The organism is Streptomyces sp. NPDC028289 (assembly GCF_055565975.1).
Window position 1 is genome coordinate 812,335 of the sequence record NZ_JBVHTI010000002.1, and the last position, 25,848, is coordinate 838,182.

At 71.3% G+C, this 25,848-nt stretch carries 24 protein-coding genes; 14 read left to right on the forward strand and 10 right to left on the reverse strand.

The features are described 5' to 3' along the window. Positions 1-3: 3 nt before the first annotated feature. Together ACZ4UV_RS11505 and ACZ4UV_RS11510 are read right to left on the reverse strand one after the other, a co-directional pair. Positions 4-1,281 (reverse strand): ABC transporter substrate-binding protein, encoded by a 1,278-nt coding sequence (locus ACZ4UV_RS11505; protein WP_390037287.1) that lies wholly within the window; start codon positions 1,279-1,281, stop codon positions 4-6. A 125-nt stretch (positions 1,282-1,406) separates the two neighbouring features. Continuing rightward, positions 1,407-2,426 (reverse strand): carbohydrate kinase family protein, encoded by a 1,020-nt coding sequence (locus tag ACZ4UV_RS11510; RefSeq protein ID WP_451021067.1) that lies wholly within the window; start codon positions 2,424-2,426, stop codon positions 1,407-1,409. A 128-nt stretch (positions 2,427-2,554) separates the two neighbouring features. On the opposite strand from ACZ4UV_RS11510, the gene ACZ4UV_RS11515 reads away from it, so the two are divergent. The 5 genes from ACZ4UV_RS11515 (at position 2,555) to ACZ4UV_RS11535 (ending at position 10,069) form a co-directional block, all read left to right on the forward strand. Beyond that, positions 2,555-3,319: a DeoR/GlpR family DNA-binding transcription regulator gene (locus tag ACZ4UV_RS11515; RefSeq protein WP_351496176.1), complete on the forward strand. Its 765-nt coding sequence runs from the start codon at positions 2,555-2,557 to the stop codon at positions 3,317-3,319. After that, the gene (locus tag ACZ4UV_RS11520; protein WP_467837500.1) at positions 3,316-4,653 is read left to right on the forward strand and encodes a 6-phospho-beta-glucosidase; all 1,338 of its coding nucleotides are present in this window, start codon (positions 3,316-3,318) and stop codon (positions 4,651-4,653) included. Before ACZ4UV_RS11515 ends, ACZ4UV_RS11520 begins: the two co-directional genes overlap by 4 nt. A gap of 46 nt (positions 4,654-4,699) precedes the next feature. Further along, entirely contained in the window at positions 4,700-7,744 is a 3,045-nt protein-coding gene (locus ACZ4UV_RS11525) for an alpha-mannosidase (protein ID WP_467837502.1), read from the forward strand. 4 nt (positions 7,745-7,748) lie between these two features. After that, complete coding sequence (locus ACZ4UV_RS11530) at positions 7,749-8,999, forward strand: alpha-L-fucosidase (RefSeq protein ID WP_451021071.1); 1,251 nt, start codon at positions 7,749-7,751, stop codon at positions 8,997-8,999. Between the two features lie 191 nt (positions 9,000-9,190). Continuing rightward, on the forward strand, positions 9,191-10,069 hold the full coding sequence (locus tag ACZ4UV_RS11535) for a sulfotransferase family protein (protein ID WP_390037279.1): 879 nt from the start codon (positions 9,191-9,193) through the stop codon (positions 10,067-10,069). Positions 10,070-10,109: 40 nt separating this feature from the next. Here the strand turns inward: ACZ4UV_RS11535 and ACZ4UV_RS11540 are convergent, their stop codons facing one another. Further along, positions 10,110-11,789: a carbohydrate binding domain-containing protein gene (locus ACZ4UV_RS11540; RefSeq protein WP_390037277.1), complete on the reverse strand. Its 1,680-nt coding sequence runs from the start codon at positions 11,787-11,789 to the stop codon at positions 10,110-10,112. A 196-nt stretch (positions 11,790-11,985) separates the two neighbouring features. Beyond that, a complete protein-coding gene (locus ACZ4UV_RS11545) occupies positions 11,986-13,113 on the reverse strand; it encodes an ATP-grasp domain-containing protein (protein WP_467837505.1) in 1,128 nt (375 codons plus the stop codon). A gap of 321 nt (positions 13,114-13,434) precedes the next feature. Here ACZ4UV_RS11545 and ACZ4UV_RS11550 point away from each other — a divergent pair, with 321 nt between their 5' ends. Further along, complete coding sequence (locus ACZ4UV_RS11550; protein WP_451018576.1) at positions 13,435-14,340, forward strand: metallophosphoesterase family protein; 906 nt, start codon at positions 13,435-13,437, stop codon at positions 14,338-14,340. Next, positions 14,288-14,968 carry a 4'-phosphopantetheinyl transferase family protein gene (locus ACZ4UV_RS11555; protein WP_451018558.1) on the forward strand — a complete coding sequence of 227 codons (681 nt, stop codon included), beginning with the start codon at positions 14,288-14,290 and terminating at the stop codon, positions 14,966-14,968. Before ACZ4UV_RS11550 ends, ACZ4UV_RS11555 begins: the two co-directional genes overlap by 53 nt. A gap of 12 nt (positions 14,969-14,980) precedes the next feature. On the opposite strand, the gene ACZ4UV_RS11560 is transcribed toward ACZ4UV_RS11555, so the two are convergent. Further along, entirely contained in the window at positions 14,981-15,208 is a 228-nt protein-coding gene (locus tag ACZ4UV_RS11560; RefSeq protein ID WP_351496258.1) for a hypothetical protein, read from the reverse strand. A gap of 243 nt (positions 15,209-15,451) precedes the next feature. Here ACZ4UV_RS11560 and ACZ4UV_RS11565 point away from each other — a divergent pair, with 243 nt between their 5' ends. Further along, entirely contained in the window at positions 15,452-16,474 is a 1,023-nt protein-coding gene (locus ACZ4UV_RS11565) for an alpha/beta fold hydrolase (protein WP_390037271.1), read from the forward strand. 121 nt (positions 16,475-16,595) lie between these two features. On the opposite strand, the gene ACZ4UV_RS11570 is transcribed toward ACZ4UV_RS11565, so the two are convergent. Together ACZ4UV_RS11570 and ACZ4UV_RS11575 are read right to left on the reverse strand one after the other, a co-directional pair. Beyond that, entirely contained in the window at positions 16,596-17,159 is a 564-nt protein-coding gene (locus ACZ4UV_RS11570) for a toxin-antitoxin system, toxin component (protein WP_390037645.1), read from the reverse strand. Positions 17,160-17,205: 46 nt separating this feature from the next. After that, positions 17,206-17,862, reverse strand: coding sequence for a helix-turn-helix domain-containing protein (locus ACZ4UV_RS11575; protein ID WP_390037269.1), 657 nt, complete (start codon positions 17,860-17,862; stop codon positions 17,206-17,208). A 250-nt stretch (positions 17,863-18,112) separates the two neighbouring features. Between ACZ4UV_RS11575 and ACZ4UV_RS11580 the strand changes: the two genes are divergently transcribed. Next, positions 18,113-18,781 carry an MmyB family transcriptional regulator gene (locus tag ACZ4UV_RS11580; RefSeq protein ID WP_351496198.1) on the forward strand — a complete coding sequence of 223 codons (669 nt, stop codon included), beginning with the start codon at positions 18,113-18,115 and terminating at the stop codon, positions 18,779-18,781. Positions 18,782-18,881: 100 nt separating this feature from the next. Here the strand turns inward: ACZ4UV_RS11580 and ACZ4UV_RS11585 are convergent, their stop codons facing one another. Further along, a complete protein-coding gene (locus tag ACZ4UV_RS11585; protein WP_451018559.1) occupies positions 18,882-19,661 on the reverse strand; it encodes a cache domain-containing protein in 780 nt (259 codons plus the stop codon). Positions 19,662-19,699: 38 nt separating this feature from the next. After that, a complete protein-coding gene (locus ACZ4UV_RS11590) occupies positions 19,700-20,440 on the reverse strand; it encodes a FadR/GntR family transcriptional regulator (protein ID WP_451018560.1) in 741 nt (246 codons plus the stop codon). Between the two features lie 123 nt (positions 20,441-20,563). On the opposite strand from ACZ4UV_RS11590, the gene ACZ4UV_RS11595 reads away from it, so the two are divergent. The 5 genes from ACZ4UV_RS11595 (at position 20,564) to ACZ4UV_RS11615 (ending at position 25,022) form a co-directional block, all read left to right on the forward strand. Beyond that, complete coding sequence (locus ACZ4UV_RS11595) at positions 20,564-21,595, forward strand: ABC transporter ATP-binding protein (RefSeq protein WP_451018561.1); 1,032 nt, start codon at positions 20,564-20,566, stop codon at positions 21,593-21,595. Positions 21,596-21,647: 52 nt separating this feature from the next. Then, positions 21,648-22,838, forward strand: a complete 1,191-nt coding sequence (locus ACZ4UV_RS11600; protein WP_390037262.1) for an ABC transporter substrate-binding protein — start codon at positions 21,648-21,650, stop codon at positions 22,836-22,838. 3 nt (positions 22,839-22,841) lie between these two features. Further along, entirely contained in the window at positions 22,842-23,705 is an 864-nt protein-coding gene (locus tag ACZ4UV_RS11605; protein WP_451018562.1) for an ABC transporter permease, read from the forward strand. Between the two features lie 28 nt (positions 23,706-23,733). Next, positions 23,734-24,549, forward strand: coding sequence for an ABC transporter permease (locus tag ACZ4UV_RS11610; protein ID WP_390037643.1), 816 nt, complete (start codon positions 23,734-23,736; stop codon positions 24,547-24,549). Positions 24,550-24,809: 260 nt separating this feature from the next. Beyond that, positions 24,810-25,022, forward strand: coding sequence for a hypothetical protein (locus ACZ4UV_RS11615; protein ID WP_467837510.1), 213 nt, complete (start codon positions 24,810-24,812; stop codon positions 25,020-25,022). A gap of 16 nt (positions 25,023-25,038) precedes the next feature. On the opposite strand, the gene ACZ4UV_RS11620 is transcribed toward ACZ4UV_RS11615, so the two are convergent. Beyond that, positions 25,039-25,782 (reverse strand): SDR family oxidoreductase, encoded by a 744-nt coding sequence (locus tag ACZ4UV_RS11620; RefSeq protein WP_451018564.1) that lies wholly within the window; start codon positions 25,780-25,782, stop codon positions 25,039-25,041. Positions 25,783-25,848 lie beyond the last annotated feature (66 nt).

Below are 25,848 nucleotides of genomic sequence, written 5' to 3' on the forward strand. Positions count from 1 at the left end.
ACCTCAGTTCACCCCCTGCCGCCGGGCGATCTGCTTGGCCTGGCTGACCGCGTCGTTCCAGGCGTCGTCGGGCTTCTTGCCCTTGGCCTCGATGTTGGTCAGCTCCGTCATGTACGGGGCCATGACGGCGGCGTCGGCCGGTGCCTCGTAGCTGTCCGGTATCGCCTTGGCGGCCGGGCCGAAGACCTCGATGATCTTCTGCCCGCCGAAGAAGGCGTCGGGACCGGTCATGGCCGGCATGGCGTACGCGGCCGGGGCGGCCGGGAAGATGGCGGCGTCGGTGAAGCCGCGGGCGTCGTTGGTGGGGCTGAGGATCCAGCTGATGATCTTGAAGGCTTCCTCGGGGTTCCGGCACTGCTTGGGCAGCGCCAGGTAGGAGCCGCCCTGGTTGGCCGGTCCGACCGGGTTCGCGCAGACCCGCCACTTGCCCTTGGTCTGGGGCGCGGCCTGCTCGATGTCCAGCGCGTGCCAGGCCGCGCCGAGTTCGGTGAGGAGGTTCTTGCCGACGGCGGCGTTCCAGCTGTTGTCGTTGATCTTGGCGTCGATGCCCAGGGTGTAGGGACGGACGGCCGTGGTCCACGCGCTGCGGATGTGGTCCTGGTCGCCGATGAAGTGGTTGTTCTTGTCGATGAACCGCTGGGTGCCCTGGCCGACCGCGATGTTGAAGACGGAGCTGATGTTGTTGACCAGGAAGGTGCCGGGGTTCTTCTTCTGCAGCTCGGTGCCGAGGGTGAAGTAGTCGTCCCAGGTCGTGACCAGCGCGGCGACCTTGTCGGGGTCGGTGGCGACGCCGGCCTTGGCGAACAGGTCCTCGCGGTAGAAGAGCGCGGTGGGGCCGATGTCGATCGGGAAGCCGATCTGCTTGCCGTCGCTGGTCTGGGCGAGCTTGGTCTTCCAGCCCAGGTACTGCGAGGACAGCTTCTTGAAGCCCAGGTCGTTCAGGTCGAGGAAGCGGGAGGCGTTGGGCAGGAAGGACGCCATGTCCTCGCCCTTGATGCCGGTGATGTCGGGCACGGAGGAGCCGCCCGCGGCGAGGGTGGTGGTGAGCTTCTGCTTGAAGTCGCCGCCGATGGAGGATGCGGTCAGCTTGACCGAACCGCTGAAGTGGGTCTTCGCCTCCGCGACCACCTTGTCGCTGAGCGCGCCGCCCCAGTACCACAGGGTGAGGTTCTTGCCGTTCTTGGTACCGCTCGATCCGGAGCCGCCGCATGCGACGGTCAGGCCGGACGCGGCCGCGGTGAGTGCGGCGGCCTGGAGGAAGCCTCTACGTGAAAGGTCCACGGGTCACTCCTGTTGTTCCTGTTCGTGGTACTGAGGGGCGTTGGTGCTGTGGATCGTGGGGGCGGTGGGGCGGTGGGGCGGTGGGGCGTTGGACGGTGGGGCGTCGGGCTGCGGACGGGTGCGGATCAGGGCTGCCGGGCGGGCGGGGTGACCGGGGCGTGGTGCACCGGGGGGCCCACGTCCGCCGGCAGGCGGTCGGCGAGGAAGCCGTAGGTCTTCCTCAGTTCGGGATCGGTCAGTGAGCGCCACCAGCGGTCGACGCCGTACCAGCCGGGGGCCGCGAGGGCGCCGCCGTGGTGCTGTACGGAGAGCCCGGCCGCGAGGACCGCGAACTGCAGCCGCTCGGCCAGCGGCCAGCCGCCGAGGGAGGCGGTGACGAAGCTCGCCCCGAACACGTCCCCGGCGCCCGTGGCGTCCAGGACGTCGACGGGGAGGGCCGGGACCTCGGCGTACTCGCCGGTGGTCTGGTCGACGGCGACTGCGCCGTCCCCGCCCCGGGTGACGACCGCCACCGGCACCAGCTCCGCGAGCGTGCCGAGGGCCGCGACCGCGGTGTCGGTGCGGGTGTAGGCCATCGCCTCGGTCTCGTTCGGGAGGAAGGCGTGGCACAGGGCGAGCTGGTCGAGCAGGTCGCGGGACCACTCCTGGGTGGGGTCCCAGCCGACGTCGGCGTAGACGTGGGTGCCGTTCGCCGCGGCCTTGGCGATCCACTCGCGCGGCTCGGCCTCGATGTGCACGAGCGCGGTGCGCGCCTCGGGCGGGTCGCCCATCAGCGTGTCCTGCGAGTACGGGGGTTCCTGGCCGTGCGTGACGAGGGCCCGGTCGTGGCCGGCGGCGAGCGAGACGGTGACGGGGGTGGGCCAGCCGTCCGCGGTGCGGGAGAGCGAGAGGTCGATGTCCTCCTGGTCGCACAGGACGTCCCGGCAGTACTCGCCGTAGAAGTCGTCCCCGAAGACCGTGGCCAGCGAGGTGCGCAGGCCGAAGCGGGACGCGGCCACCGCGAGGTTCGCGATGCCGCCGGGGCCGCAGCCCATACCGGCCGTCCAGATCTCCTCGCCCGGCGTCGGCGGCTTGCCGAGCCCCGTGAGGACGAGGTCGTAGAAGAGCAGCCCGGTCAGCAGCACATCGGGCCTGTCGTCGTCCACGTGCGCAGCCTCTCGTCAAAACTCGTCATTTTCGATGACGGGAATCGTGCGCTGCTCGGAGAGATTGGTCAATACCCGAGCAGAACTGAGCATGGATTTGATTGAAGATGACGAGTAGTGTTCGCCGCGTGCTGGCAGAACGACGACACCAACTCATCCTGCGGGCCCTGCGCGCTGGTGGCCCCGCTTCTGTGACCGACCTCTCCGAGCAGCTGAGCGTGAGTCCGGCCACCATCCGGCGTGACCTGGTCAAGCTGGAGGAGGACGGGCTGCTCACACGTGTCCACGGCGGCGCCGTCGTCGAGGAGGGCGACCAGCCCTTCGCCGAGGTCGCCGAGGTGCGCGTGGCCGAGAAGGACGCCATAGCCGCGTGCGCGGCGGCGCTGGTCAAGGACGGCCAGTCGGTGCTGCTCGACATCGGCACCACGGCCTTCCGGCTCGCCCGGCAGCTGCACGGCCGCCGCCTCACCGTCATCACCAGCAACCTGGTGGTCTACGAGGAGCTCGCCGACGACGAGGGCATCGAACTGGTGCTGCTCGGCGGCATGCTCCGCCGTGAGTACCGCTCCCTGGTCGGGTTCCTCACCGAGGACAACCTGCGCCAGCTGCACGCCGACTGGCTGTTCCTCGGGACCAGCGGGGTGCGCCCGGGCGGCCAGGTGATGGACACGACGGTCGTGGAGGTGCCGGTCAAGCGCGCCATGATCGGGGCGAGCGACAAGGTCGTGCTGCTCGCCGATGCCGCCAAGTTCCCGGGCACGGGCATGGCGAAGGTCTGCGGTCCCGGGGACCTGGACATGGTGGTGACCAACGCGCCGGTGGACCCGGCGACGCGGGCCTCCCTGGAGGAAGCCCGCGTCGAGGTGGTCCTGGCAGGAAAGGCTCAAGCGTGAAACTGACGATTCTGGGCGGTGGCGGGTTCCGCGTGCCGCTCGTGTACGGCGCACTGCTGACGGACCGGGCCGAGGGGCGGGTCACCGAGGTCGTGCTGCACGATCTCGACGCCGGCCGGCTCTCCGCCGTCGCCCGGGTCCTGGCCGAACAGGCGGCCGGCGTCCCGGGCGCCCCCGCCGTGACCGCCACGACCGACCTGGACGAGGCCCTCACCGGCGCGGACTTCGTCTTCTCGGCGATCCGGGTCGGCGGCCTGGAGGGCAGGGCGAACGACGAGCGGGTGGCCCTGGCCGAGGGCGTCCTCGGCCAGGAGACGGTGGGTGCGGGCGGCATCGCCTACGGCCTGCGGACCGTGCCCGTCGCGGTCGACATCGCCCGGCGGGTCGCCCGGCTCGCCCCGGACGCCTGGGTCATCAACTTCACCAACCCCGCGGGCCTCGTCACCGAGGCCATGTCCCGGCACCTCGGCGACCGCGTCATCGGCATCTGCGACTCCCCGGTCGGCCTCGGCCGCCGGATCGCCCGGGTGCTCGGCGGGAACCCGAAGGAGGCCTGGATCGACTACGTCGGCCTCAACCACCTCGGCTGGGTCCGCGGCCTGCACATCGAGGGACGCGACGAACTCCCGCGCCTGCTCGCCGACCCCGACCTGCTCGGCTCCTTCGAGGAGGGCAAGCTCTTCGGCGTCGACTGGCTCCGGTCCCTCGGCGCCATCCCCAACGAGTACCTGCACTACTACTACTTCAACCGCGAGGCCGTCCGCGCCTACCAGCAGGCCGAGAAGACCCGCGGCGCCTTCCTGCGCGACCAGCAGGCGCACTTCTACGAGGCGGTCACCGACCCGGGTGCCAGGGCCCTGGACGTCTGGGACCGCACCCGCGCCGAGCGCGAGGCCACCTACATGGCGGAGAACCGGGAGACGGCCGGCGCCGGCGAGCGCGACGCCGACGACCTCTCCGGCGGCTACGAGAAGGTCGCCCTCGCCCTGATGCGGGCCATCGCCCGCGACGAGCGCACCACCCTGATCCTCAACGTCCGCAACCGCTCCACCCTCTCGGCCCTCGACGGCGAGGCCGTCATCGAGGTGCCCTGCCTGGTCGACGCCAACGGTGCCCACCCGGTCGCCGTCGCCCCGCTCCCCGACCACGCCACCGGTCTTGTCTGCGCGGTCAAGGCGGTCGAGCGCGAGGTGCTCGCCGCGGCCGAGTCCGGCTCCCGTACGACGGCCGTGAAGGCGTTCGCGCTGCACCCGCTGGTCGACTCGGTGAACGTCGCCCGACGGCTGGTGGAGGGGTACACCGAGGTCCACCCGGGCCTCGCGTATCTTAAGTGACCAGCCGCTCGGAAAGCGCTTTCCAAACCTCTTCTGGAGACTTCCCATGCACGACGAACGCCGCCGGATCGAGGAGCGCGTAGAGCGCCTCCACAACCAGCGCATCAAGCCCGCGATCTACGCGGCCACCGTCCCCTTCGAGGTCGCCGCGTGGCAGGCCCCGGGGGAGCCGGTCTCCTTCGAGGAGGCCGCGGCCGCCGCGTACGAGCCGTTCGCCATGGACACCCCGTGGGGTCCGCCCTGGGGCACCACCTGGTTCCGGATGCGTGGCCAGGTGCCCGCCGAGTTCGCGGGCCGCCGCGTCGAGGCCGTCATCGACCTCGGCTTCGTCGGCGACTGGCCGGGCAACCAGGCCGAGGCCCTGGTCCACCTCACCGACGGGACCCCGCTGAAGGCCGTCAACCCGCTCAACCAGTACGTGGCGATCGCCAACCCGGCGACGGGCGGCGAGGTGATCGACTACCTGGTCGAGGCCGCCTCCAACCCCGACATCCTCGCCAACGACTTCGCGGCGCCGACCCCGCTCGGCGACGTGCTGACGGCCGGGGACAAGCCGCTCTACACCTTCAGGCGCGCCGACATCGCCGTCCTCGACGAGGACGTCTGGCACCTCGACCTGGACATCCAGGTGCTGCGCGAGCTGATGCTGGAGCTCGGCGAGCACGACCCGCGCCGGCACGAGATCGCGCACGCCCTCGACCACGCGATGGACCTGCTCGACCTGGACGACGTCTCCGGCTCGGCCGCCGCCGTGCGCGAGGCCCTGAGGCCCGCGCTGTCGAAGCCCGCGCACGCCAGCGCCCACCGCATCTCCGGCGTCGGCCACGCGCACATCGACTCGGCCTGGCTCTGGCCGATCCGCGAGACCAAGCGCAAGACGTCCCGCACCTTCTCCAACGTGACATCGTTGGCGGACGAGTACGAGGAGTTCGTCTTCGCCTGCTCGCAGGCCCAGCAGTACGAGTGGGTCCGCGACAACTACCCGCAGGTCTGGGCCCGGATCCAGGAGTCGGTCAAGAAGGGCCAGTGGGCGCCGGTCGGCGGCATGTGGGTGGAGTCCGACGGCAACCTGCCGGGCGGCGAGGCGGTCGCCCGCCAGTTCGTCCACGGCAAGCGGTTCTTCATGGAGCACTTCGGGGTCGAGACCAAGGGGGTGTGGCTGCCGGACTCCTTCGGCTACAACGCGGCCTACCCGCAGATCGCCAAGCTCGCCGGCAACGAGTGGTTCCTCACCCAGAAGATCTCCTGGAACCAGACCAACAAGTTCCCCCACCACACCTTCTGGTGGGAGGGCATCGACGGCACCCGCATCTTCACGCACTTCCCGCCCGTCGACACCTACAACGCCCGCTTCAGCGGCGAGGAGATGTCCCGCGCGGTCCGCAACTACGCCGAGAAGGGCGGTGCGACGCGCTCGCTGGCCCCGTTCGGCTGGGGCGACGGCGGTGGCGGCCCCACCCGCGAGATCATGGAGCGGGCCCGCCGCCTGAAGGACCTGGAGGGCTCCCCGCGCGTCGAGGTCGAGCACCCGGACGCCTTCTTCGCCAAGGCCCGCGCCGAGTACGAGGACGCCCCGGTCTGGGTCGGCGAGCTCTACCTGGAGCTGCACCGCGCCACCTACACCTCGCAGGCCCGCACCAAGCAGGGCAACCGGCGCAGCGAGCACAAGCTCCGCGAGGCCGAGCTGTGGGCGACGACGGCCGCGCTGCACGCGCCCGGCTACCGCTACCCGCACGAGAAGCTCGACCGGCTCTGGAAGACGGTCCTGCTCCACCAGTTCCACGACATCCTGCCCGGCTCCTCGATCGCCTGGGTGCACCGCGAGGCCGAGGCCGAGTACGCGCGTGTCGCCGCGGAGCTGGAGGCGCTCACCACCGAGGCGGTCACCGCCCTGGGCGGCGGCGCGGCCCGGGTCTTCAACACCAGTCCCTACGGCCGTGCGGAGGTCGTCCGGGACGCCGCGGGCACTCCGGTGTACGTCGAGGTCCCCGCGGGCGGCAGCGCGCCGCTGACGGCCGCTGCCGAGGCCCCGCGGCCGGTGACCGTGGACGGCCGGGTCATCGACAACGGACTCGTCCGGGTGGAGATCGCCGAGGACGGCACCCTGTCGTCGGTGTACGACCTCCGCGCGAACCGTGAGGTCCTCGCCGGCCAGGGCAACCTGCTCCGCCTGCACACCGACCTCCCGAACTACTGGGACGCCTGGGACGTCGACAAGCACTACAAGAACCGCTACACCGACCTGCTCGACCCCTCCGAGATCACCGTCGTCGACACGGACCCGCTGCTCGGCGCGATCCGCGTCACCCGCCTCTTCGGCAACGGCTCGACGATCACCCAGACGGTCACCGTCCGCGCCGGCAGCCCCCGGATCGACTTCGAGACGGACATCGACTGGCACGAGGCCGAGAAGTTCCTCAAGGCAGGCTTCCCGGTGGACATCCGCGCCGCGCACTCCTCCGCCGAGATCCAGTTCGGCCACGTCCAGCGGCCCACGCACACCAACACCAGCTGGGAGGCGGCCCGCTTCGAGGTCTCCGGCCACCGCTGGGTGCACATCGGGGAGCCCGGCTACGGCGTCGCCGTCATCAACGACTCGACGTACGGCCACGACGTCTCCCGCACGGTCCGCGAGGACGGCGGTACGACCACCACGGTCCGGCTCTCCCTGGTGCGCGCCCCGCGCGTCCCGGACCCGGGCGCCGACCAGGGCCGCCACCGCATCACCTACGCGCTGCTGCCCGGCGCCACCATCGGGGACGCGGTCGCCGAGGGCTACGCCCTCAACCTCCCGCTGCGGGTGGCCGACGCGGCGGGCGAGCCGCAGCCGGTCGTCTCGGTGGAGGGCGACGGCGTGACCGTCGAGGCCGTCAAGCTCGCCGACGACGGCTCCGGCGATGTCGTGGTCCGCCTCTACGAGTCCCGGGGCGGCCGCGCCCAGGGCGTCCTGCGCACCGGCTTCCCGCTGGCCGGCGCCCGGGTGACCGACCTCCTCGAGCGCCCCCTGGAGGACGCCGACGTGGACGGCGACACCGTCTCCGTCGCGCTGCGCCCCTTCCAGATCCTCACCCTCCGCCTGCAGAGGAGCTGACCGGATGGCCATGCAACCCTGGTTCACCGATGCCAAGCTGGGGATCTTCGTGCACTGGGGCATCTACGCCGTGGACGGGGTCCAGGAGTCCTGGTCCTTCTACGACGACATCGTGCCGCACGACCAGTACATGTCCCAGCTGGGCCGCTTCACCGGCGCCAAGTACGACCCGAAGGCGTGGGCGGACCTGTTCGCCCGCGCCGGCGCGAAGTACGCCGTACTCACCAGCCGTCACCACGACGGTGTGGCCCTGTGGGACACCGGGTACGGCGACCTCAACCTCGGCAGGGACTACCTCGGCCCCTACGCCGAGGCTCTGCGCGCGCACGGCCTCAAGGTCGGCCTCTACTACTCGCACTCCGACTGGAACCATCCCGACTACGCCTCCACGCGCAAGCCGGGCCGCCCGCCGGAGCTGGAGGACAACCGGTACTCGGAGGTGGCGGCCGAGGACGAGGACCTGGCCGCCTGGGAACGCTTCATCGCCTACCGGGACGGCCAGATCACGGAGCTGGCCTCCCGCTTCCGGCCGGACCTGATGTGGTTCGACGGGGAGTGGGACCGCAGCGAGGAGCAGTGGCGGATCCCCGAACTCGCCGCGTTGATCCGGTCGTACGTCCCGCACGTCGTCTTCAACGCGCGGATGCTCAGCGAGGGCGACTACGCGACCCCCGAGCAGGGCGCCCCCATCGTGCCACCGGACGGCCCGTGGGAGCTGTGCCTGACGATCAACGACTCGTGGGGGTACCAGCACCACGACCACAACCACAAGTCCCTCGCCCAGCTGATCCGCTACTTCACCGAGACCATCGGGGGCGGCGGCAACCTGCTGCTGGACGTCGGTCCCATGGAGGACGGCACCATCCCGCAGCCGCAGGTCGAGCGCCTGGAGGGGCTGGGGGAGTGGATCCGCCGGCACGCGGAGGCGGTGTACGGGACGGGACGCGGCCTGCCGGCCGGGCACCACTACGGCCCGAGCACCCTCTCCGCCGACCGGCGCACCCTCTACCTCACCCTGTTCGACGCGCCGCGCGCCGAGATCGGCGTCCGGGGCCTGGCGACCAAGGTGAACAGGGTCACCGTCCTCGGCACCGGCACCGAACTCGGTCACCGGGTGGTCGGCGGGCTGCACGAGGCGGTCGGTGTGCTGTGGATCGACCCGCCGGCGGCGGCCGACCTCGACCCGTACGCCACCGTGCTCGCCGTCGAACTGGACGGGGAGCTGGAGCTGTACCGCGGTTCCGGCCGGTTCTGAACCGGTTCGAGCTATAAGTCTGGATTTCTCATATGAAGAATTAAGAGAACGGTAAGTAGGCTGGTCACGGCGGCTTTTCGGGCCGCCGTGACCCTGTCGGTTTCCCTCCTGGACACCTTGGGTTCGCCTGACACCCCTGGGATGCGGGACGGCAGGGACGACAGAAAGGCATCACCGTGCGAGACCCGCGAATGTCAGCGATCGCCAAGGGGCTCAAGCGCCGTGGCCGGCTCATGGCACAGGCGGTGAGCCCGCCGCGCAAGACCCTGGACGCCATCCCGACCCAGCGCCCCGCCGAGCGGCCGCAGCAGGCCCCCGACGACGGGTATACGGCCCCGCTCGCCCCGCGCCTCGTGCAGTCCCCGGCCTTCGTGCTCTCCTCGGTGCGCTCCGGCTCCACGCTGCTGCGGGTCCTGCTGAACAGCCACAGCCGCATCCGCGCCCCGCACGAGATGCACCTGCGCACGGTGCACGTCCGCATGTCCCGGGAGTTCACGGCGGACGCCATGAAGGAACTCGCCCTCGACCGCGAGGAGCTGGAGCACGTCCTGTGGGACCGGGTGCTGCACCTGGAGCTCAGCCGCAGCGGCAAGGACGTCATCGTCGACAAGACCCCGCCGAACACCCTCATCTGGCCCCGGCTGCACCGATGTTGGCCCGAGGCCCGGTTCATCCTGCTGCTGCGCCACCCCGGCGCCGTCATCCGGTCCCTGACCAGCCGCCGCGCCGACCCCGACCACGAGGCGATCCGCGCCGAGGTGCTGAGCTACGCCGAGAAGCTCGAAGAGGCCCGCCAGAACCTCACCGGCGCCCATGTGATCACGTACGAGGACCTCACCGCCGACCCGGAGCGGGTCACCCGGGGCCTCTGCGAGTACCTCGGTGTCCCGTGGGAGAGCGGCATGCTCGACTACGGCAAGCAGGACCACGGCACGTTCAGGCCGAAGCTCGGCGACTGGAGCAAGGAGATCAAGTCCGGCCGGATCCAGGCCGCCCGCCAGGCCGACCCGGCCGCCGAACTCCCGCCCCGGCTCGCCGAGATGGCGAAGGCGTGGGGATACCCGGTCTAGGCACCCCCACGCCGACGGTTCCTGTTCGCTCAGCCTTCGCTCAGCCGGTGAAGCCGGCCGTGATCGAGGTGAACTGCCAGTCGCTCTGGCTGATGCCGGAGCAGTTGCTCACCACGCCGCCGCCCGCGCAGCCGCGGTCCCGGTTCGCCGCCCAGAACGCGAGCCGGGCGATGTGGTGCGAGTTCCCCCAGTCACGGATCTGCGTCCAGATCGCCGGGGTGGTGTTCTCCTGCTGGTCGGACAGTCCGTTCATGCCGGAGATCCCGATGTGCGCGTAGGCCGTCGCGTCGTCCCAGCCGAACGTGGACTTCAGCTTGGTCTTCAGCCCCTCGGCCGCGGCCACGGTGTTGCCGTACATGTCGGAGCCGCCGCCGAAGTCGAACGGCATGATCGTGAAGACGTCGATGTCGGCGCCGATCGACTGGGCCTGCTCGATGAGCCGGTTGCCGTAGTACGTCGGGCCGGTGGTGGACGTCCCGAAGGTGACGATCGTCTTCAGACCGGCGTTGTTGGCCTTGACGGTCTTCAGGGCGGTCAGGATCTTCGCCTGCACGGCCTCGTTCTCGAACTCGTCCGTGTTCTCGATGTCCATGTCGACGGATTTCAGACCGTAGGCGTCGATCACCTTCTGGATCGCCCCGGCCAGCGCGCTCGCCGAGGAGCAGTTGGCGCCGAGCTTGCTGCCCTGCCAGCCGCCGAACGACGGGGTGACGTCACCGCCGGCCGCCCGGACCTGGTTGATCGCGCTCTGGTCGACGCCGCCGGTGAGCGCCCGGCTGCCGTCCCAGGCCGGGGTGCAGCCGCCGGAGTCCAGCACGAAGGCCATGGTGAAGTTCTTGATGCCGGTCGCGTTCATCACCGTGGCCGGGTTCGGCGGGTCGCCCCAGCCCTCGTACAGGTAGGGCGCGGCCTGCTTGAACCCGGTCCCGCCGCCGCTGCCCGCGCTCGTCGTCACGGAGACGGAGTTGGAGGCGGCCGACACGTTCCCGGCCGCGTCCCGCGCCTTCACCGTGAACGTGTACGCCGTACTGGCCGACAGCCCGCTCACCGTGGCGGAGGTCCCGGAGACGCTCGTCGCCAGGGTCGACCCGCGGTAGACGTCGTACGCCGTCACCCCGACGTTGTCCGTCGCCGCCGACCACGACAGGGACACGCTCGACGAGGTCTTCCCGGTGGAGGTGAGGTTCGCGGGCGCGGTGGGCGCCTGGGTGTCGGAGCTGCCGCCGGGCCCGTCGAGGCTGATGTCGTCGGCGTAGTACGTCCCCTGGGCGTACCACCCGTGGACGTAGATCTGGGCGCTGGTCTGCGAGGCCCCGGTGGTGAAGGAGACCGTCAGCTGGCTGTACTGGGACGTTGAGGTCGTCCAGGTGGACGCACCGCCGGTCACCCCGAGGTAGACGTACGAGCCGCGGACCCAGCCGCTGAGCGAGTACGTCGTGTTGGGCTGCACGGCGACGGTCTGCGTGCACTGGGCGTTGTCACTGGAACTCGCGGCCCCCGCGAGCGCCTTGGAGCCGCCGTGCACGGGCGAGGACACGACCGAGCCGAGGTTCCCGGAGCAGGACCACGGCGAGAGGCTCCCCGACTCGAAACCGGGGTTGGACAGGATGTTGGCCGCCTGCGCGGTACCGGGCAGCGCGATGGCTCCGGCGAGCGCGAGAGCGGCGGACCCGAGCAGGGCGAATATCCGACGTCTGGAACGTCTGAGCGAGTTGCGCACGCGATCTCCCTGAAGGAGTGGGGGTGTTCGGGAGTTGCACGAAGGTGCAAGGAGGTGCGCAACAAAGTTGGTATGGACCAATCCGCCTGTCAAGAAGACAGACGTGAATTGGTCCATACCGGTGAGATGAAGCGCCCCGAAAGGGGCACGGGGAACTGCGCGATCAGCCACAACGGACCCGCAGTCGGCGTCGTGCCTACAGCGGCAGCGCCTCCGCCGCCTCCACCGACCCGACGGCAACAGGCGCAGGCACCGCCGCCTGCAGCACCACCTCTTCCGCCTCTTCCCGCTGTACAGGAACCGACGGCAGAACAGGCTTCGGCCCGGACACCACCGCGTAGTCCTGCCCCAGGAACGGCGGCTCGATCACCCCGGGGTCCTCGCCGAGCGCCAACTGCACGGCCGCCCAAGGCGCGTTGACCCCGCAGAGCGACAGCTGGTGCAACCCGCCCGCCGGCCGCGTGTTCACATCGAGCAGCACCGGCTGGTCGCCGTACATCCGGAACTGGATGTTGGACAGGTAGTGCAGCCCGAAGCCCTCGGCGATGATCCGCGCCGGCTTCAGCCACTGCTCGTCGAGGGTGAACCCGCGTCGGCGCCCCTTCTTGGTGCGGCCCACGGCCAGCCGGACCCGGTTGTCCGGCCCGGTGAGGCAGTCGACGGACACCTCCGGCTCCTCGAGGCGCGGCATCACCAGCCAGTCCACCGGCTGGTCGGCGCGGCGCAGCGCGTCCACGACCAGGTCGAGCTGGACGTACGGGCCGGGGAACCCGTTGAGGTGGAAGAGCGAGAAGGGGGCGCGCGTGATCACGCGGAAGCCGACACCACCCGCACCGGCGGCCGGCTTGAAGCAGGCCTTGTGCCCGCCCGCCTCCAACTCCTCCACCGCGGCGACGAGTTCGTCCGCCGTGCGGACCCGCGACCAGGGCGGCACCGGGACGCCCACCGAGCTCACCGCCTCGTACGCGGTCGCCTTGTCCTCGAAGACCGCGGTGCCCTCCGGCGTCGGCGCCAGCAGGGCCGTGCCGATCGCCTCGAAGTCGGCCCGGTGGGCCACGATCGCCGACTGGTGCAGCCGGGGCACGAAGACATCGATGCCGCGACGCTGGCACTGGTCGAGGGCGTACTCGACGTAGCCGGCCGGGGACAGGCCCTCCGGCTCCAGGTCGGCGGTGTCGGCGGCGGCCAGCACGGGGGAGTCGGCGTCACCGTGCGTCGCATGGATCTCGACCGCCCGGTCGCTGGGATTTCTCCGCAGCTGATCCATGAAGAACACGTTCTCCGCGTACGTGCGGTTGAGCCAGACGCGTACGCGAGAGCGCATTAAAGCCGCCTTTCGGGGTTTTCGGGCAGGGGGCAGCGGGCCCGTGCCCGGGCAGGGTGGTTGGAGGGACACCAAACCGCCCTGGGCGAAGGGAAGTTCGTGGCGGTGGTGTTGGGGGGATCATACGGCTTTCGAGGGGCCCCGCGTGCAACGCGAGTGTTACGGATTTCCCCGTACTGTCCACGCGCGTTCTCCTGCACCGTCCACGCCGGTTTCCTTGACGGCCCGAAGCCCGGCCCCGCCCCCGGGCGGGTGCTCTTGTTCCCGGCCCCCGAAATGTGTTGGGGTGGGGGCCGACGACGTGATCGGAAGGGGTACGGGGTGGAGTCCACGGCGGGTGCCGGGCAGTTGCTGGCCATCAGCGACCTGCACATCTCGTACGCGGAGAACCGCGAGCTCGTCGAGAAGATGCGTCCGGAGACGGACGAGGACTGGCTGATCGTCGCCGGTGACATCGCGGAGACCGTCGCGGACATCCGCTGGGTGCTTCAGACCCTCGCCGGCCGCTTCCGCAAGGTGCTGTGGGCGCCCGGCAACCACGACCTGTGGACCCACCCCAAGGACCCGGTCACCCTGCGCGGGGTCGCCCGCTACGAGCACCTCGTCGGCCTCTGCCGGGAGCTGGGCGTGCTCACCCCCGAGGACCCGTACCCGGTCTGGGAGGGGCCCGGCGGCCCGGTCGCCGTGGCGCCGCTGTTCCTGCTGTACGACTACTCCTTCCTGCCCGCCGGCTGTGCCACGAAGGAGGAGGGCCTCGCGTACGCGCACGGCACCGGCGTCGTCTGCAACGACGAGTACCTGCTGCACCCCGACCCCTACCCGACCCGCGAGGACTGGTGCCTCGCCCGGGTCGAGGAGACCGAGCGCCGGCTCGCCGAGCTGCCGGAGGACCTGCCGACGGTGCTGGCGGGGCACTATCCGCTGGACCGGCACCCCACGGACGTGCTCTGGTACCCGGAGTTCGCCATGTGGTGCGGCACCACCCGCACCGCCGACTGGCACCGCCGGTTCCGTGTCGCCACCATGGTCTACGGTCATCTGCACATCCCCCGGACCACCTGGCTCGACGGGGTCCGCTTCGAAGAGGTCTCCGTGGGATATCCCCGCGAGTGGCGCAAGCGGTCCGGGGAACCGGGCCGGTTGCGCCGCATTCTGCCGATGGAGGTCGGAACCGGTGATCGAGGAGCTGCTCCCGGAGTCGGTGGTGGCCGTGGAGATGCTCGGTGACGAGGCGATCCGCGAGGCCCCGCTCTACCCCGAGGAGGCGGCGCTGGTCGCCCGGGCCGTGCCCAAGCGCCGCCGTGAGTTCTCCGCCGTGCGCGCCTGTGCCCGCAGCGCCATGGAGAAGCTGGGAGTCCCGCCGCAGCCCGTCCTGAGCGGCGAGCGCGGCGCCCCGCGCTGGCCGGACGGGCTGGTCGGCAGCATGACCCACTGCGAGGGTTACTGCGCCGCCGCCCTGGTCCGCGCCACCGACCTGGCCTCCCTCGGCATCGACGCCGAACCGCACGCCGCGCTGCCCGAGGGCGTCGCCGAGGCCGTGCTGCTGCCCGCCGAGCGGCAGCGGCTCGGCCTGCTCGCGGCCGCACGGCCCGGCGTGCACTGGGACCGGCTGCTGTTCAGCGCCAAGGAGTCGGTCTACAAGGCGTGGTTCCCCCTCACCGGGAAGTGGCTGGACTTCATGGAGGCCGACATAGAGCTCGTCCCGGAGCCCGGTGGGCGGCCGTACGGCATCCTGCGCGCCCGCCTCCTCGTCCCCGGCCCGGAGGTCGGCGGGCGGCGGCTGGAGGTCTTCGAGGGCCGCTGGAGCGTGGGGCACGGCATGCTGACCTCGGCCGTGGTCGTGCCGCACCCCTGACGCGCCGTCGGCTCAGGTGGGTGGGCACCAGTCGTGCAGCAGCCGGAAGAACGCCTCCTCGTTGCCCGCCAGTCCGGCGCCGGCCAGGGCCTCCTCGGCCTCGGCGAGCACGGCGGGTGGCACCACGAAGGGGCGCGGGGCGTCGGGCGGTCCGTCGAAGGCCGCGCGCACGGTGTGCAGCAGGCGCAGATAGGCCTGGACGGCGGCGCGTTCACGGTCGGTCAGTACGGCGGTGTGCATCGGTCGGCTCTCCCCGTCGGTCGTCGTGGTCACGCGCCCGGACGGCGCGGGCACACCGGCTGTGCGGTGCGCACCCCCCAGCTTGCCGGTCGCCACTGACAACGCCCCCGTGCCGGGCCCCGGTTCGCTCGCTTAGCGGAGGCGAAACCTCACCGAAACTCCCCGGGGAAAAGTCTTCCTACCCTGGAAGGAGACGAATCCGGCCGGGCCGCAGCGGGCCCGGGACAGCGGGGGAGGCCGACCGTGCCAGAAGCGGTGCCCAGCCGTCCGCAGCGCACGGCGCACCTGCGCCCGGTGGGCGACGGCGAACTGGAGACGCGCCACCGGGTCGTGCACGGCTACCGGCGCGCCTACCGCATCGCAGGCGACGGGCCCGCCCTGGTCCTCGTCCACGGCATCGGGGACTCCTCGGCGACCTGGGCACGGCTCATCCCCGACCTCGCCCGCACCCACACCGTGATCGCCCCCGACCTGCTCGGCCACGGTGAGTCGGACAAACCGCGGGCCGACTACTCGGTCGCCGCCTACGCCAACGGGGTGCGGGACCTGCTGACCACCCTGGGCATCGAGTCCGCGACCCTCGTCGGGCACTCGCTCGGCGGGGGAGTCGCGATGCAGTTCGCCTACCAGTTCCCCGAGCGCACCGAGCGGCTCATCCTGGTCAGCGCTGGCGGGGTGGGCCGCGAGGTCAACCCGGCGCTCCGGCTCGTCTCGCTCCCCGGCGCCCATCTGCTGCTGTCGGCGCTGCGGCTGCCCGGCATGCGCCTCCAAGTGGGCCTGGCCGTACGCCTGCTGAGGCTCCTGGACACCGGCCTCGGCCAGGACGCCCCGGAACTGCTCACCCTGGTCGACGCGCTCCCCGACGAGACCTCCCGCAACGCCTTCGTGCGCACCCTGCGCGCGGTCGTCGACTGGCGCGGCCAGGTCGTCACCATGCTGGACCGCTGCTATCTCACCGAGGGCATGCCGACCATGCTCCTGTGGGGCGACCGCGACAGCGTGGTCCCGGTCCGGCACGCCCACCGCGCCCGCGAGGCGATGCCCGGCGCCCGGCTGGAGATCTTCGAGGGAGCCGGGCACTTCCCGTTCCACGCCGACCCCGCCCGGTTCGTCGCCCTGGTCCAGGATTTCACCGCCACCACCGCCCCGGCGGACTGGAGCCGCGAGCACTGGCGCAGCCTGCTCCTCGACGGCCGCCCCGACCCCGGACCCGGCCCGGCCGCGCAACGTGACCTGCGGGAGGCCAGCGAACGCAGCGCCACCTGAGTCCGCGCCGCGCCGGTCGCTGCATCCCCCGCCGCCACGACGGGACGACGGGACGACGACCGGCCGTGCCCGGCACCCGTCCCGGGCGTGCGGACATGGTTCCGCCCCTGCCGGGGGCGGATCACTTACCCAGGTAGCCCAGCGACGCCTCGATGCGCCCCGCCACGTCGTGCCGTCGCACCGGCCCGCGCAGCGCCGAACCCGTGAGCCAGGTCCGGCACTTGCTGGCCAGCAGCAGCCCGAAGGTCTCCGCGTCCCGTTCCTCGGCCCGGTCGAAGCGGGTGCGGGCGACCACCCGCTGGACGGCGGCCCGGAGCGCGGCCCGATCGGCTTCGGTGCCCGCGTCGGAGCCGGTGCCGGTGACCGCGCCGAGCAGTCGCGCGGCGACCCCGACCCCCTCCACGTCGTGGCCGCAGTGCTCGGCGTGCATGTGCCACAGCTCGTGGCCGAGGATCACCAACTGGTGGTCGGGCACGGTGCGTTCCTCGACGACGACCAGGTCGCGGTCGGCCAGGTCCAGCCACAGCCCGCTGGCCGTGCCGGGCGGGAAGACGGCCGTACGGAACTGGACGGGGCGGCCGCGGCGGCGGCCCAGCGCGTCGCACAGCGCCCGGTACAGCTCCTGCGGCGGGGCGGGCGTGGGCAGGGTCAGTTCCCCGACCAGCTCACCGCTCAGCCGGCGCATGTCCCTGCCGATGCCCACTTTCCTCCCTCGGCTCACGACTGTCGGCTCACGACTCGGGCCGCTTGACGCTCTCCAGGAGCATGTCCAGCCATTCCGCGACCTTGTCCCGGTGCTGGTCGGTGGGCAGCTGGGCGGCCCGCCAGGCGATGCCGCGCACCCCGTGGTCCTGCAGCAGCCGCTCCAGCGGGTCCTCGGCGGCCTCGGCGGCGGCCCGCTCCCGGTCGGCCAGCTTCTGCAGCAGCTCCTGCTCGACGCGCTGCAGGGCGCCGGCGAGCGCCTCGGGGTCCTCGGCGGTGAGGAACCCCGCGTGCACGCGGAAGTAGCGCTGGAGGGCGTCGCAGTGCTCCATGGTCGGCCGCCGGTCGCCGTTGATGAGGGCGCCTGCCTGCTGCCGTGACATGCCGGCGCCGTCGGCGATCTCCTGCTGGGTGTGCTTGCGGCCGTTCGGCTTGAGCCGGGTGCGGCGCAGCAGGTCGAGGCGTTGCAGGAAGCGGGCCTGGACGTCGGGCTCGCCCGCCGGGCGGCCGGTCAGCAGGGCCCGGACCACGGGCTCGGGGACACCGCAGGCGTGGGAGAGCCGTCCGACGTGGAGAACCTCGGCATGCGCGACGCCGAGCCGGTCGGCGAGCGCGGTGACACGGGCGACGGCGGCCGGCAGCTGGGCGGTCGCCGTGGCGCCCGGATCCTCGTAGCCATCCGTCACCGACAGAACTCCTACGTCTCTCAGGGGAATCAGGGGCTTCTCGCAAGCTGCGCCGTGAACGTCCCGGCACCCGCACGACCCCCCGGAGATTAGCGGGTCGTTCGAACTCACATCCAGGTCTCGCCACAACTGTGGCCAATTTCGGACGTCAACAGGCATGAAATGCCACGATAGTTGACATGACTCAGGGTGGGGCAGCAGGATCACAACGCCGCGAGAAGGCCGCATAGGCAAGAGGGGTGACCTCCCGATGGCATATCAGGCAGGTGGGCGGCGGCCGGCGCCGCGGCCCGTCCCCGAGAGCCTTGAGGCCCAGGCGTACCTCCAGGACTACGTGCTACTGCTGGACGCCGTCCCCTTCCCGTCCCTGGTGGTGGACCACCGATGGGACGTGGTGCTGGCCAACGGCGCGTTCGAGACACTTTTCCGGGCGGTCGCCCCGCATCCCACCGCGATGCCCGGGGACAACTTCCTGCGTTTCGTCCTGTTCCACCCGGATGCCGGAACGATTCTCGGCGCCCACGAGGCAGGCTGGTGCCTGCCGATGCTGGCGCAGTTCAAGGCGACCCTGGAGCGGTTCGGTCACGACCACGAACTCCAGTCGATCCGCCGGGAGATCGCCCAGGACCCCATCATGGAGGCCGCCTTCCGGCAGGGCCTGCCGCACTGGCTGCGCGCGGTGGGCGAGGACGGCGCGCAGCTCGACGGAGCCGTCCGGCTGCTGCTGCACCCGGACCCGCTGCTGGGCGCCACCGAGTGCCGGGTCGTCGGTGAAACCCCCAAGACCCTTCAGGACATGGGCTACGCGCGTTACACCCTGGTGCTGCGCGCCGCCCCCCGCCCCGCCGCCCCGCGCCGCTCCCGGCGGCCCGGCGGCCTGGGCGCCCATCTGACCGTCGTCCCGGTCCCCGAAGGCTGACCCGGCACCGTCGGCGTTCAGGTCGCCGACGGCGCCGGGCCGGACGCCGGCCTCGGCTCAGCCCTCGCGCGACCCCGCCCCGGGCCGTCTCGGCTCCCGCTCATCCGCCCGCCACGACCAGGACCAGCGGCACACCCCGGCACGGCACCAGCCGAAGCCCGCCGAACGTGCCCGGTCGCCCGCTCTCCAGGACCGCCGCGAAGTCCGGCCCCCTGTCCAGCGAACCGGCCAGCTGCGCCGGGTCCGCCGACGCCGCCACCCGGCCCCTGGCGTTGACGAGCCGCGCGGGTCCGGGCAGCTCGCGCAGCAACGGCAGCGCGGCCGCCTCGAAGTGCCGCAGGTACACGTCGGCCGCGGCCACGCCCAGGAACCGGCCGCCGACCTCCACCGGCGCGGACAGCGTGAGGCTGTACTCGTCCGAGCAGAGGTAGTCGACGTACGGCCCGGCCACCGCCCGCCGCCCGGTCTCCCGGGGCAGCGCGAACCAGTCCCAGTGCGTGTAGTCGGAGTAGGCCGAGGTGCGCGGGTCCAGGTCGAGGAGGAGCGGCCGTACGTCCCCGGACGCGTCGCTCTGCCACCACTCCAGCCACGCCGGGACGTCGGCCAGCACCCCGGGCGCGGCCACGAACCCGACACCGGAGACCAACTCCTGCCGGGCGAGGCGCAGATGGAGCCCGGGGCGGAGCGCGGCCAGGTCCGCGGTCACCGGCCGGCGGCCCTCGGCGGCCACCCGGGCCAGCAGCGCGGCGGTGTCGGCGCGGGTGGCCGCGACGGCGTCGAACACCGCCTCCAGGGCGTGGCCGACCCGCGCGGCCACGTACTCCTCGGCGGCGTCGAGCGTGGCCGCCGCCGGACCGGAGGGGACGGTGCCGCGGCTCATGGTGCCCTCCGGCGGACGGGGGAGCGGGCGCGGCGCGGCTACAGGGCCAGCCGCAGGGCGATGAGCCGTGCCGTCGAGTCCCGTACGCACCGCTCGGCCAGCTCCCTGGCCGATGTGTGCGCCCCATCCTGCACGGCCGAGATTACGGACCGGTGACGGTCCGCCACCTCTTCACGATATTCGTCGTCGCCGAGCACAAGGCAGAGCAGCGCCCCGATCTCCGTCTGCAGTGCGACCTGTTCCCGGGTGAGCCGGGCCGACTGGGCGGCGGCGGCCAGCTCCACATGGAAGCGGCCGTACACCCGGCTGCGCGCCGCCGCGTCCGGCGCGCCGCGCAGCTCCTCGGTGGTCCGGCGGAGCTGGTCGAGATCGTGGTCCTCGGTGCGCCGCGATGCGAGGTCGGCGGCGGTGCCGGACAGGGCCGCCCAGTGGTCGCCGAGGTCGCGCAGCTCCTCGGGGCTCCAGAGGCGCAGCCGCTCCGTGAGCCGCTCCCGGTCGGGCACCTCGGGGGAGGCCACGAAGCTGCCGCCGCCCCGGCCCCGGCGGGTGACGACCAGACCCTGCTGGCGCAGGGCCATCAGCGCCTCCCGCAGGGTCACCGTGGACACCCCGAGCTGTCCCGCCAGTTCGGTCTCGCCGGGCAGCTGCTCCCCGTCGGAGAGCAGGCCGAGCTCGATGGCGTCGCCGATCCGGCGGACCACGGCGTCGACCCGGGCCCCGCTGTCCACCGGGGCGAAGACGGCCTTTCGGGCGCCGCCCACCGTCTGGTGCTGTCTCACGGCCCACCACCCTATGCGTTGACCCAACCTTTACCTCGGAAGGGTCTTGAGATGTGAACTATGACTTCATATCTTTCCGGTCACCAGGTGCAACGCACGAGAGCGGCAGAGAGGTTCCCGCCCATGGAGGCCAGCGCGATCCGGTTGCGGGATCTGCGGAAGTCGTTCGGCGACACGAGCGCCGTGGCCGGCGTCGACCTGGAGATCCGGGACGGCGAGTTCTTCTCGATGCTCGGCCCCTCCGGCTCCGGCAAGACCACCGTGCTGCGCCTGATCGCCGGCTTCGAGACCCCCACCTCGGGCACGATCGAACTCGCCGGGCAGGACGTCACCCGCCGCGCCCCCTTCGAACGCGACGTGCACACCGTCTTCCAGGACTACGCCCTGTTCCCGCACATGAGCGTCGAGCAGAACGTCGCCTACTCCCTCAAGGTCCGGGGGATCCCCAAGGCCGAACGCCTGGTCCGCGCCCGCAAGGCCCTCGCCGAGGTCCGCCTCGACGGCTACGGCGCCCGCCGCCCCTCCCAGCTCTCCGGCGGCCAGCGCCAGCGCGTCGCCCTCGCCCGCGCCCTCGTCGGACGCCCCCGCGTCCTCCTCCTCGACGAGCCGCTCGGCGCCCTCGACCTCAAGCTGCGCGAGCAGATGCAGATCGAACTCAAGGCCCTGCAGCGCGAGGTCGGCATCACCTTCGTCTTCGTCACCCACGACCAGGAGGAGGCACTGACGATGAGCGACCGCGTCGCCGTCTTCCACCAGGGCCGCATCGAACAGGTCGGCACCCCCGCCGAGATCTACGAACGCCCCGAGACCGCGTTCGTCGCCTCCTTCGTCGGCACCTCCAACCTGCTCACCGGCCAGACCGCCCTGCGCGTGCTCGGCGAGAGCGGCACCCACAGCGTCCGCCCGGAGAAGATCCGGGTCCTCGGCGAGAGCGCCGGCCCGGACCCGGAAGGGCACGTCACCGCTCTCGGCACCGTCGCCGAGGTGGTCTACCTGGGCGACGCCACCCGCTTCCTGGTCGACCTGGACGGCGGCGGCCGGCTCACCGCGCTCCAGCAGAACCTCGACACCTCCGCCGAGGACGTCACCGCCTACCGCGGCACCCGCGTCCGGCTGCGCTGGCAGCGCCGGCACACCGTCCACGTCCCCGACTGACCCGCCGTCCCCTCACGTCCGGATCCGCCGTCCCTCACGTCTGGAGTACGCCGTGCGCCTCACCCGTCCCCTCACCGCGGCCGCCTTCGCCGCGCTGCTGCTGGCCGCCACCGCCTGCGGCTCCTCCGGCTCCGGCTCCTCGACCGGCCTCAACCCGCCCGACCTCAAACCCCTGGCAAAGCTGGGCAAGTCCGAGGGCGAGGTGAACCTGATCGCCTGGGCCGGCTATGTCGAGGACGGCTCCGACGACCCCAAGGTGGACTGGGTCACCGACTTCGAGAAGCAGACCGGCTGCCAGGTCAACTCCAAGGTCGCCGCCAGCTCCGACGAGATGGTCAAACTGATGAAGACCGGCCAGTACGACGCCGTCTCCGCCTCCGGCGACGCCTCCCTGCGCCTGATCGCCTCCGGCGACGCCGCCCCCGTCAACACCAAGCTCGTACCCAACTACAAGGATGTCTTCAGCGGCCTGAAGAACGGCGCCTGGAACTCGGTCAAGGGCCAGATGTACGGCATCCCGCACGGCCGCGGCGCCAACCTGCTGATGTACAACACCCAGAAGGTCAGCCCCGCACCCACCTCCTGGTCGGCCGTCTTCGACGACGCCGGGAAGTACAAGGGCCATGTCACCGCGTACGACTCGCCGATCTACATCGCCGACGCGGCCCTGTATCTCAAGGCCACCAAGCCCGAGCTGAAGATCAAGGATCCCTACGCGCTCGACCAGAAGCAGTTCGACGCGGCCGTCGCCCTGCTCAAGCAGCAGAACGCGGACATCGGCGAGTACTGGAGCGACTACCTCAAGGAGATCTCCGCCTTCAAGAGCGGCGACTCCGTCATCGGCACCAGCTGGCAGGTCATCGCCAACCTGGCCGCCGGCGAGGGCGCCAAGGTGAAAGCCTTCGTGCCCAAGGAAGGCTCCACCGGGTGGTCCGACACCTGGATGGTCTCCGCCAAGGCCAAGCACCCCGACTGCGCCTACCGGTGGCTGAACTGGATCGTCTCCCCGAAGGTCAACGCCGAGGTCGCCGAGTACTTCGGCGAGGCCCCCGCCAATGCCAAGGCCTGCGCCCTGACCAGCGACAAGAACTTCTGCACCACCTACCACGCGGCCGACGAGAGCTACTGGAAGAACATCGCCTTCTGGAACACGCCCATCGAGCAGTGCCTGGACGGCCGCACCGACGTCAAGTGCGTGCCGTACGCCAAGTGGGTGCAGGCCTGGACCGAGATCAAGGGCTGACCCATGGCCCTGCTCACCCGGACCGCGGGGGCGCTGCACCGGCGCCCCCGGCTCCGCCTCGCCCTGCTGCTGACCGCCCCGCTGTTGTGGCTGGCATTGCTCTATCTCGGCTCACTGGCCGTGCTGTTCGTCTCCGCGTTCTGGACGACGGACTCCTTCACCTCCGAGGTCGTCAAGGTCTGGTCGACCGACAACTTCCACGAGCTGTTCACCACGCCGGTGTTCCGGCAGGTGATTCTGCGCAGCGTCGGCGTCGCCCTCGCGGTGACCGCCCTGTGCGCGGTGCTCGCCTTCCCGGTCGCGTTCTACACCGCCCGCGTCGCCAAGCCGAGCCGGCGCCCGCTGCTCGTGGTCGCCATCCTCACGCCGCTGTGGGCGAGTTACCTGGTCAAGGTGTACGCGTGGCGGCTGATCCTGTCCGAGGGCGGGCTCGCCGACTGGCTGCTGAAACCGCTCGGGCTGAGCGGGCCGGGCTTCGGACTGCCGGCCACCGTGCTGACCCTGACCTACCTGTGGCTGCCGTACATGATCCTGCCCATCCACACCGCGCTGGAGCAGCTGCCCGACAACCTCCTCGACGCGTCGGCGGACCTGGGCGCCCGTGCGGGGCGGACCTTCCGGTCCGTGGTGCTGCCGATGGTGCTGCCGTCGGTCGCCGCCGGGTCGGTGTTCACGTTCTCGCTCAGCCTCGGCGACTACATCACCGTGCAGATCGTCGGCGGCAAGACCCAGCTCATCGGCAACCTCGTCTACGCCAACATCGAACTCAACCTGCCCATGGCCGCAGCCCTCGCCACCGTCCCGGTCGTCGTCATCGTGCTGTATCTGCTGGCGATGCGGCGGACGGGGGCGTTGAGCAGCCTCTGACAACAGGATGCTATGTCACATGTCACACATGACACTCTCCCGGCCCGCCCGAGTCGCCCTGCGCCTCGCCGCCGGCCTCGGCTTCGCCGTGATCTACGTGCCGTTGCTGCTGGTCCTCGTCAACTCCCTCAACCCCGACCGCAGCGCGAGCTGGCCCCCACCCGGCCTGACCACCCGCTGGTGGTCGGCCGCCTGGCACAGCTCCGGCGCCCGCGACGCCCTGTGGACCTCCGTGAAGGCCGGGCTCGGCGCCACCGCGATCGCCCTGGTGCTCGGCACGCTGATCGCCTTCGCGGTCGCCCGGTACCGCTTCTTCGGCCGGGACGCGCTCTCCTTCGTGGTCGTCCTGCCGATCGCGCTGCCCGGCATCGTCACCGGCATCGCCCTCAACTCGGCCTTCAGCGCGGTCCTCGAACCCCTCGGCGTCGGGCTCGGCCTGTTCACCGTGGTCGTCGGGCACGCCACCTTCTGCGTCGTGATCGTCTTCAACAACGTCGTCGCCCGGCTGCGCCGCACCTCCGGCAGCTACGAGGAGGCGGCGGCCGACCTGGGTGCCGACACCTTCCGCGCCTTCGCCGACGTCACCTTCCCGCTGGTGCGCTCGGCGCTGCTCGCGGGCGGGCTGCTCGCCTTCGCGCTCTCCTTCGACGAGATCGTGGTCACCACCTTCACCGCCGGTCCGGGCGTCCAGACCCTGCCCCTGTGGATCTTCGACAACATGACCCGCCCGCAGCAGGCGCCGGTGGTGAACGTGGTGGCGGCGGTGCTCGTCCTGCTGTCCGTCGTCCCGATCTACGTCGCGCAACGGCTCTCGGCGGACACGGCGACCGCCAGCCGCGTCTGAGAACGGCGAGCCGGGAAGCCGAGCTTCGGCTGCGTGTGCTCCTGCCGTCGCCCCCGAACCCAGGCGCCGCGACAGCCACGGAGACTGGCGCGCTGCCGCCCAGAGGGACCTTTTCAACCGCACGCTCGGACAGCTCCGCCACTGCCTCCGGCACCGCGAGCCGTTCGACGAACAGACCGCCTTCCCCGTTCGGGCCGCCGGCGCGGCCTGACGGCAGACCACGTCTGCGATGCCGTCCCTCTCGCAGAGACGGGAGACGTATGACCGAGCCGATCGCCGGATGGATCTGGGGCCGGAACCGGCGTGCCTTCCTCGAGTTGCTCTCCCGCTACGCCGGATACGCCTTGGACGGAACCGAGTGGGACACCATCGAAGCCGGCGGCCAGGAAGTGTCCGTCAGCGTCACAGGAGCAGACACAAGTGAGCTCCGGCTCCGCACGGACACCCTCCTGTCCGCCTTCGCTGGCGTCTGACCACCGGTCAGAGCACCTAGAGTTGCGAAGCCCCTCCGTCGACAGGGAACTCCGTTCCCGTCGAGAAGGTCGCACCGAACGCCAAGTAGGCCACCGCGGCGGCCACTTCCTCGGACATCCCCAGTCGCTGCATGGGGTTGGTGCTCCGGTAGGTGTCCTTCATCGTCTCGACGACGTCGGCGGGCAGGGAGCGGTCCAGGATGCCGGTGTCGATCGGGCCGGGGCTCACGGCATTGACGCGCACCTTGCGCGGCAGCAACTCGCGGGCCAGGGTGCGCGTCATCGACCGCAGGGCCGCCTTGCTCGCCGAGTAGACACTGAGCGCGTCGAGGCCCAGGACGTTCACCACCGACGTGGTGAGGACCACGCCGCTCCCCTCGCGCAAAAGCGGCGCCAACGCCTGCACCGTGAAGTACGGGCCCTTGGTGTTGATGCCGAACAGCGCGTCGTACATCTCCTCCGTCGTCGCGTCGAACGGCGCGGACGCAGTGACACCGGCGTTGACGAACAGCGCGTCCACGGTGCCGAAGCACTCGCTGACCGTACCGGCCAGCGCCTCGATGTCCTTCAGGTCGGCGGCGTCGCTGCGGACGGCGACCGCCTTGTCCCCCAACTGCTCCAGCGCGGCGTCCAGGGTGGACCGGGTGCGGCCGGTGATCAGTACGCGCGCCCCACCGTCCGCGAACAACCGGGCCGTAGTCAGGCCGATACCGCTGCTTCCACCCGTGATCACGATCTTCTTGCCGTCGTAAGTGCTCATGCCCTCAACCCAAATATCCACCCGCACCCCCTGTCCAAGACCTGTTCCGTATGCCGTCATGTCCCA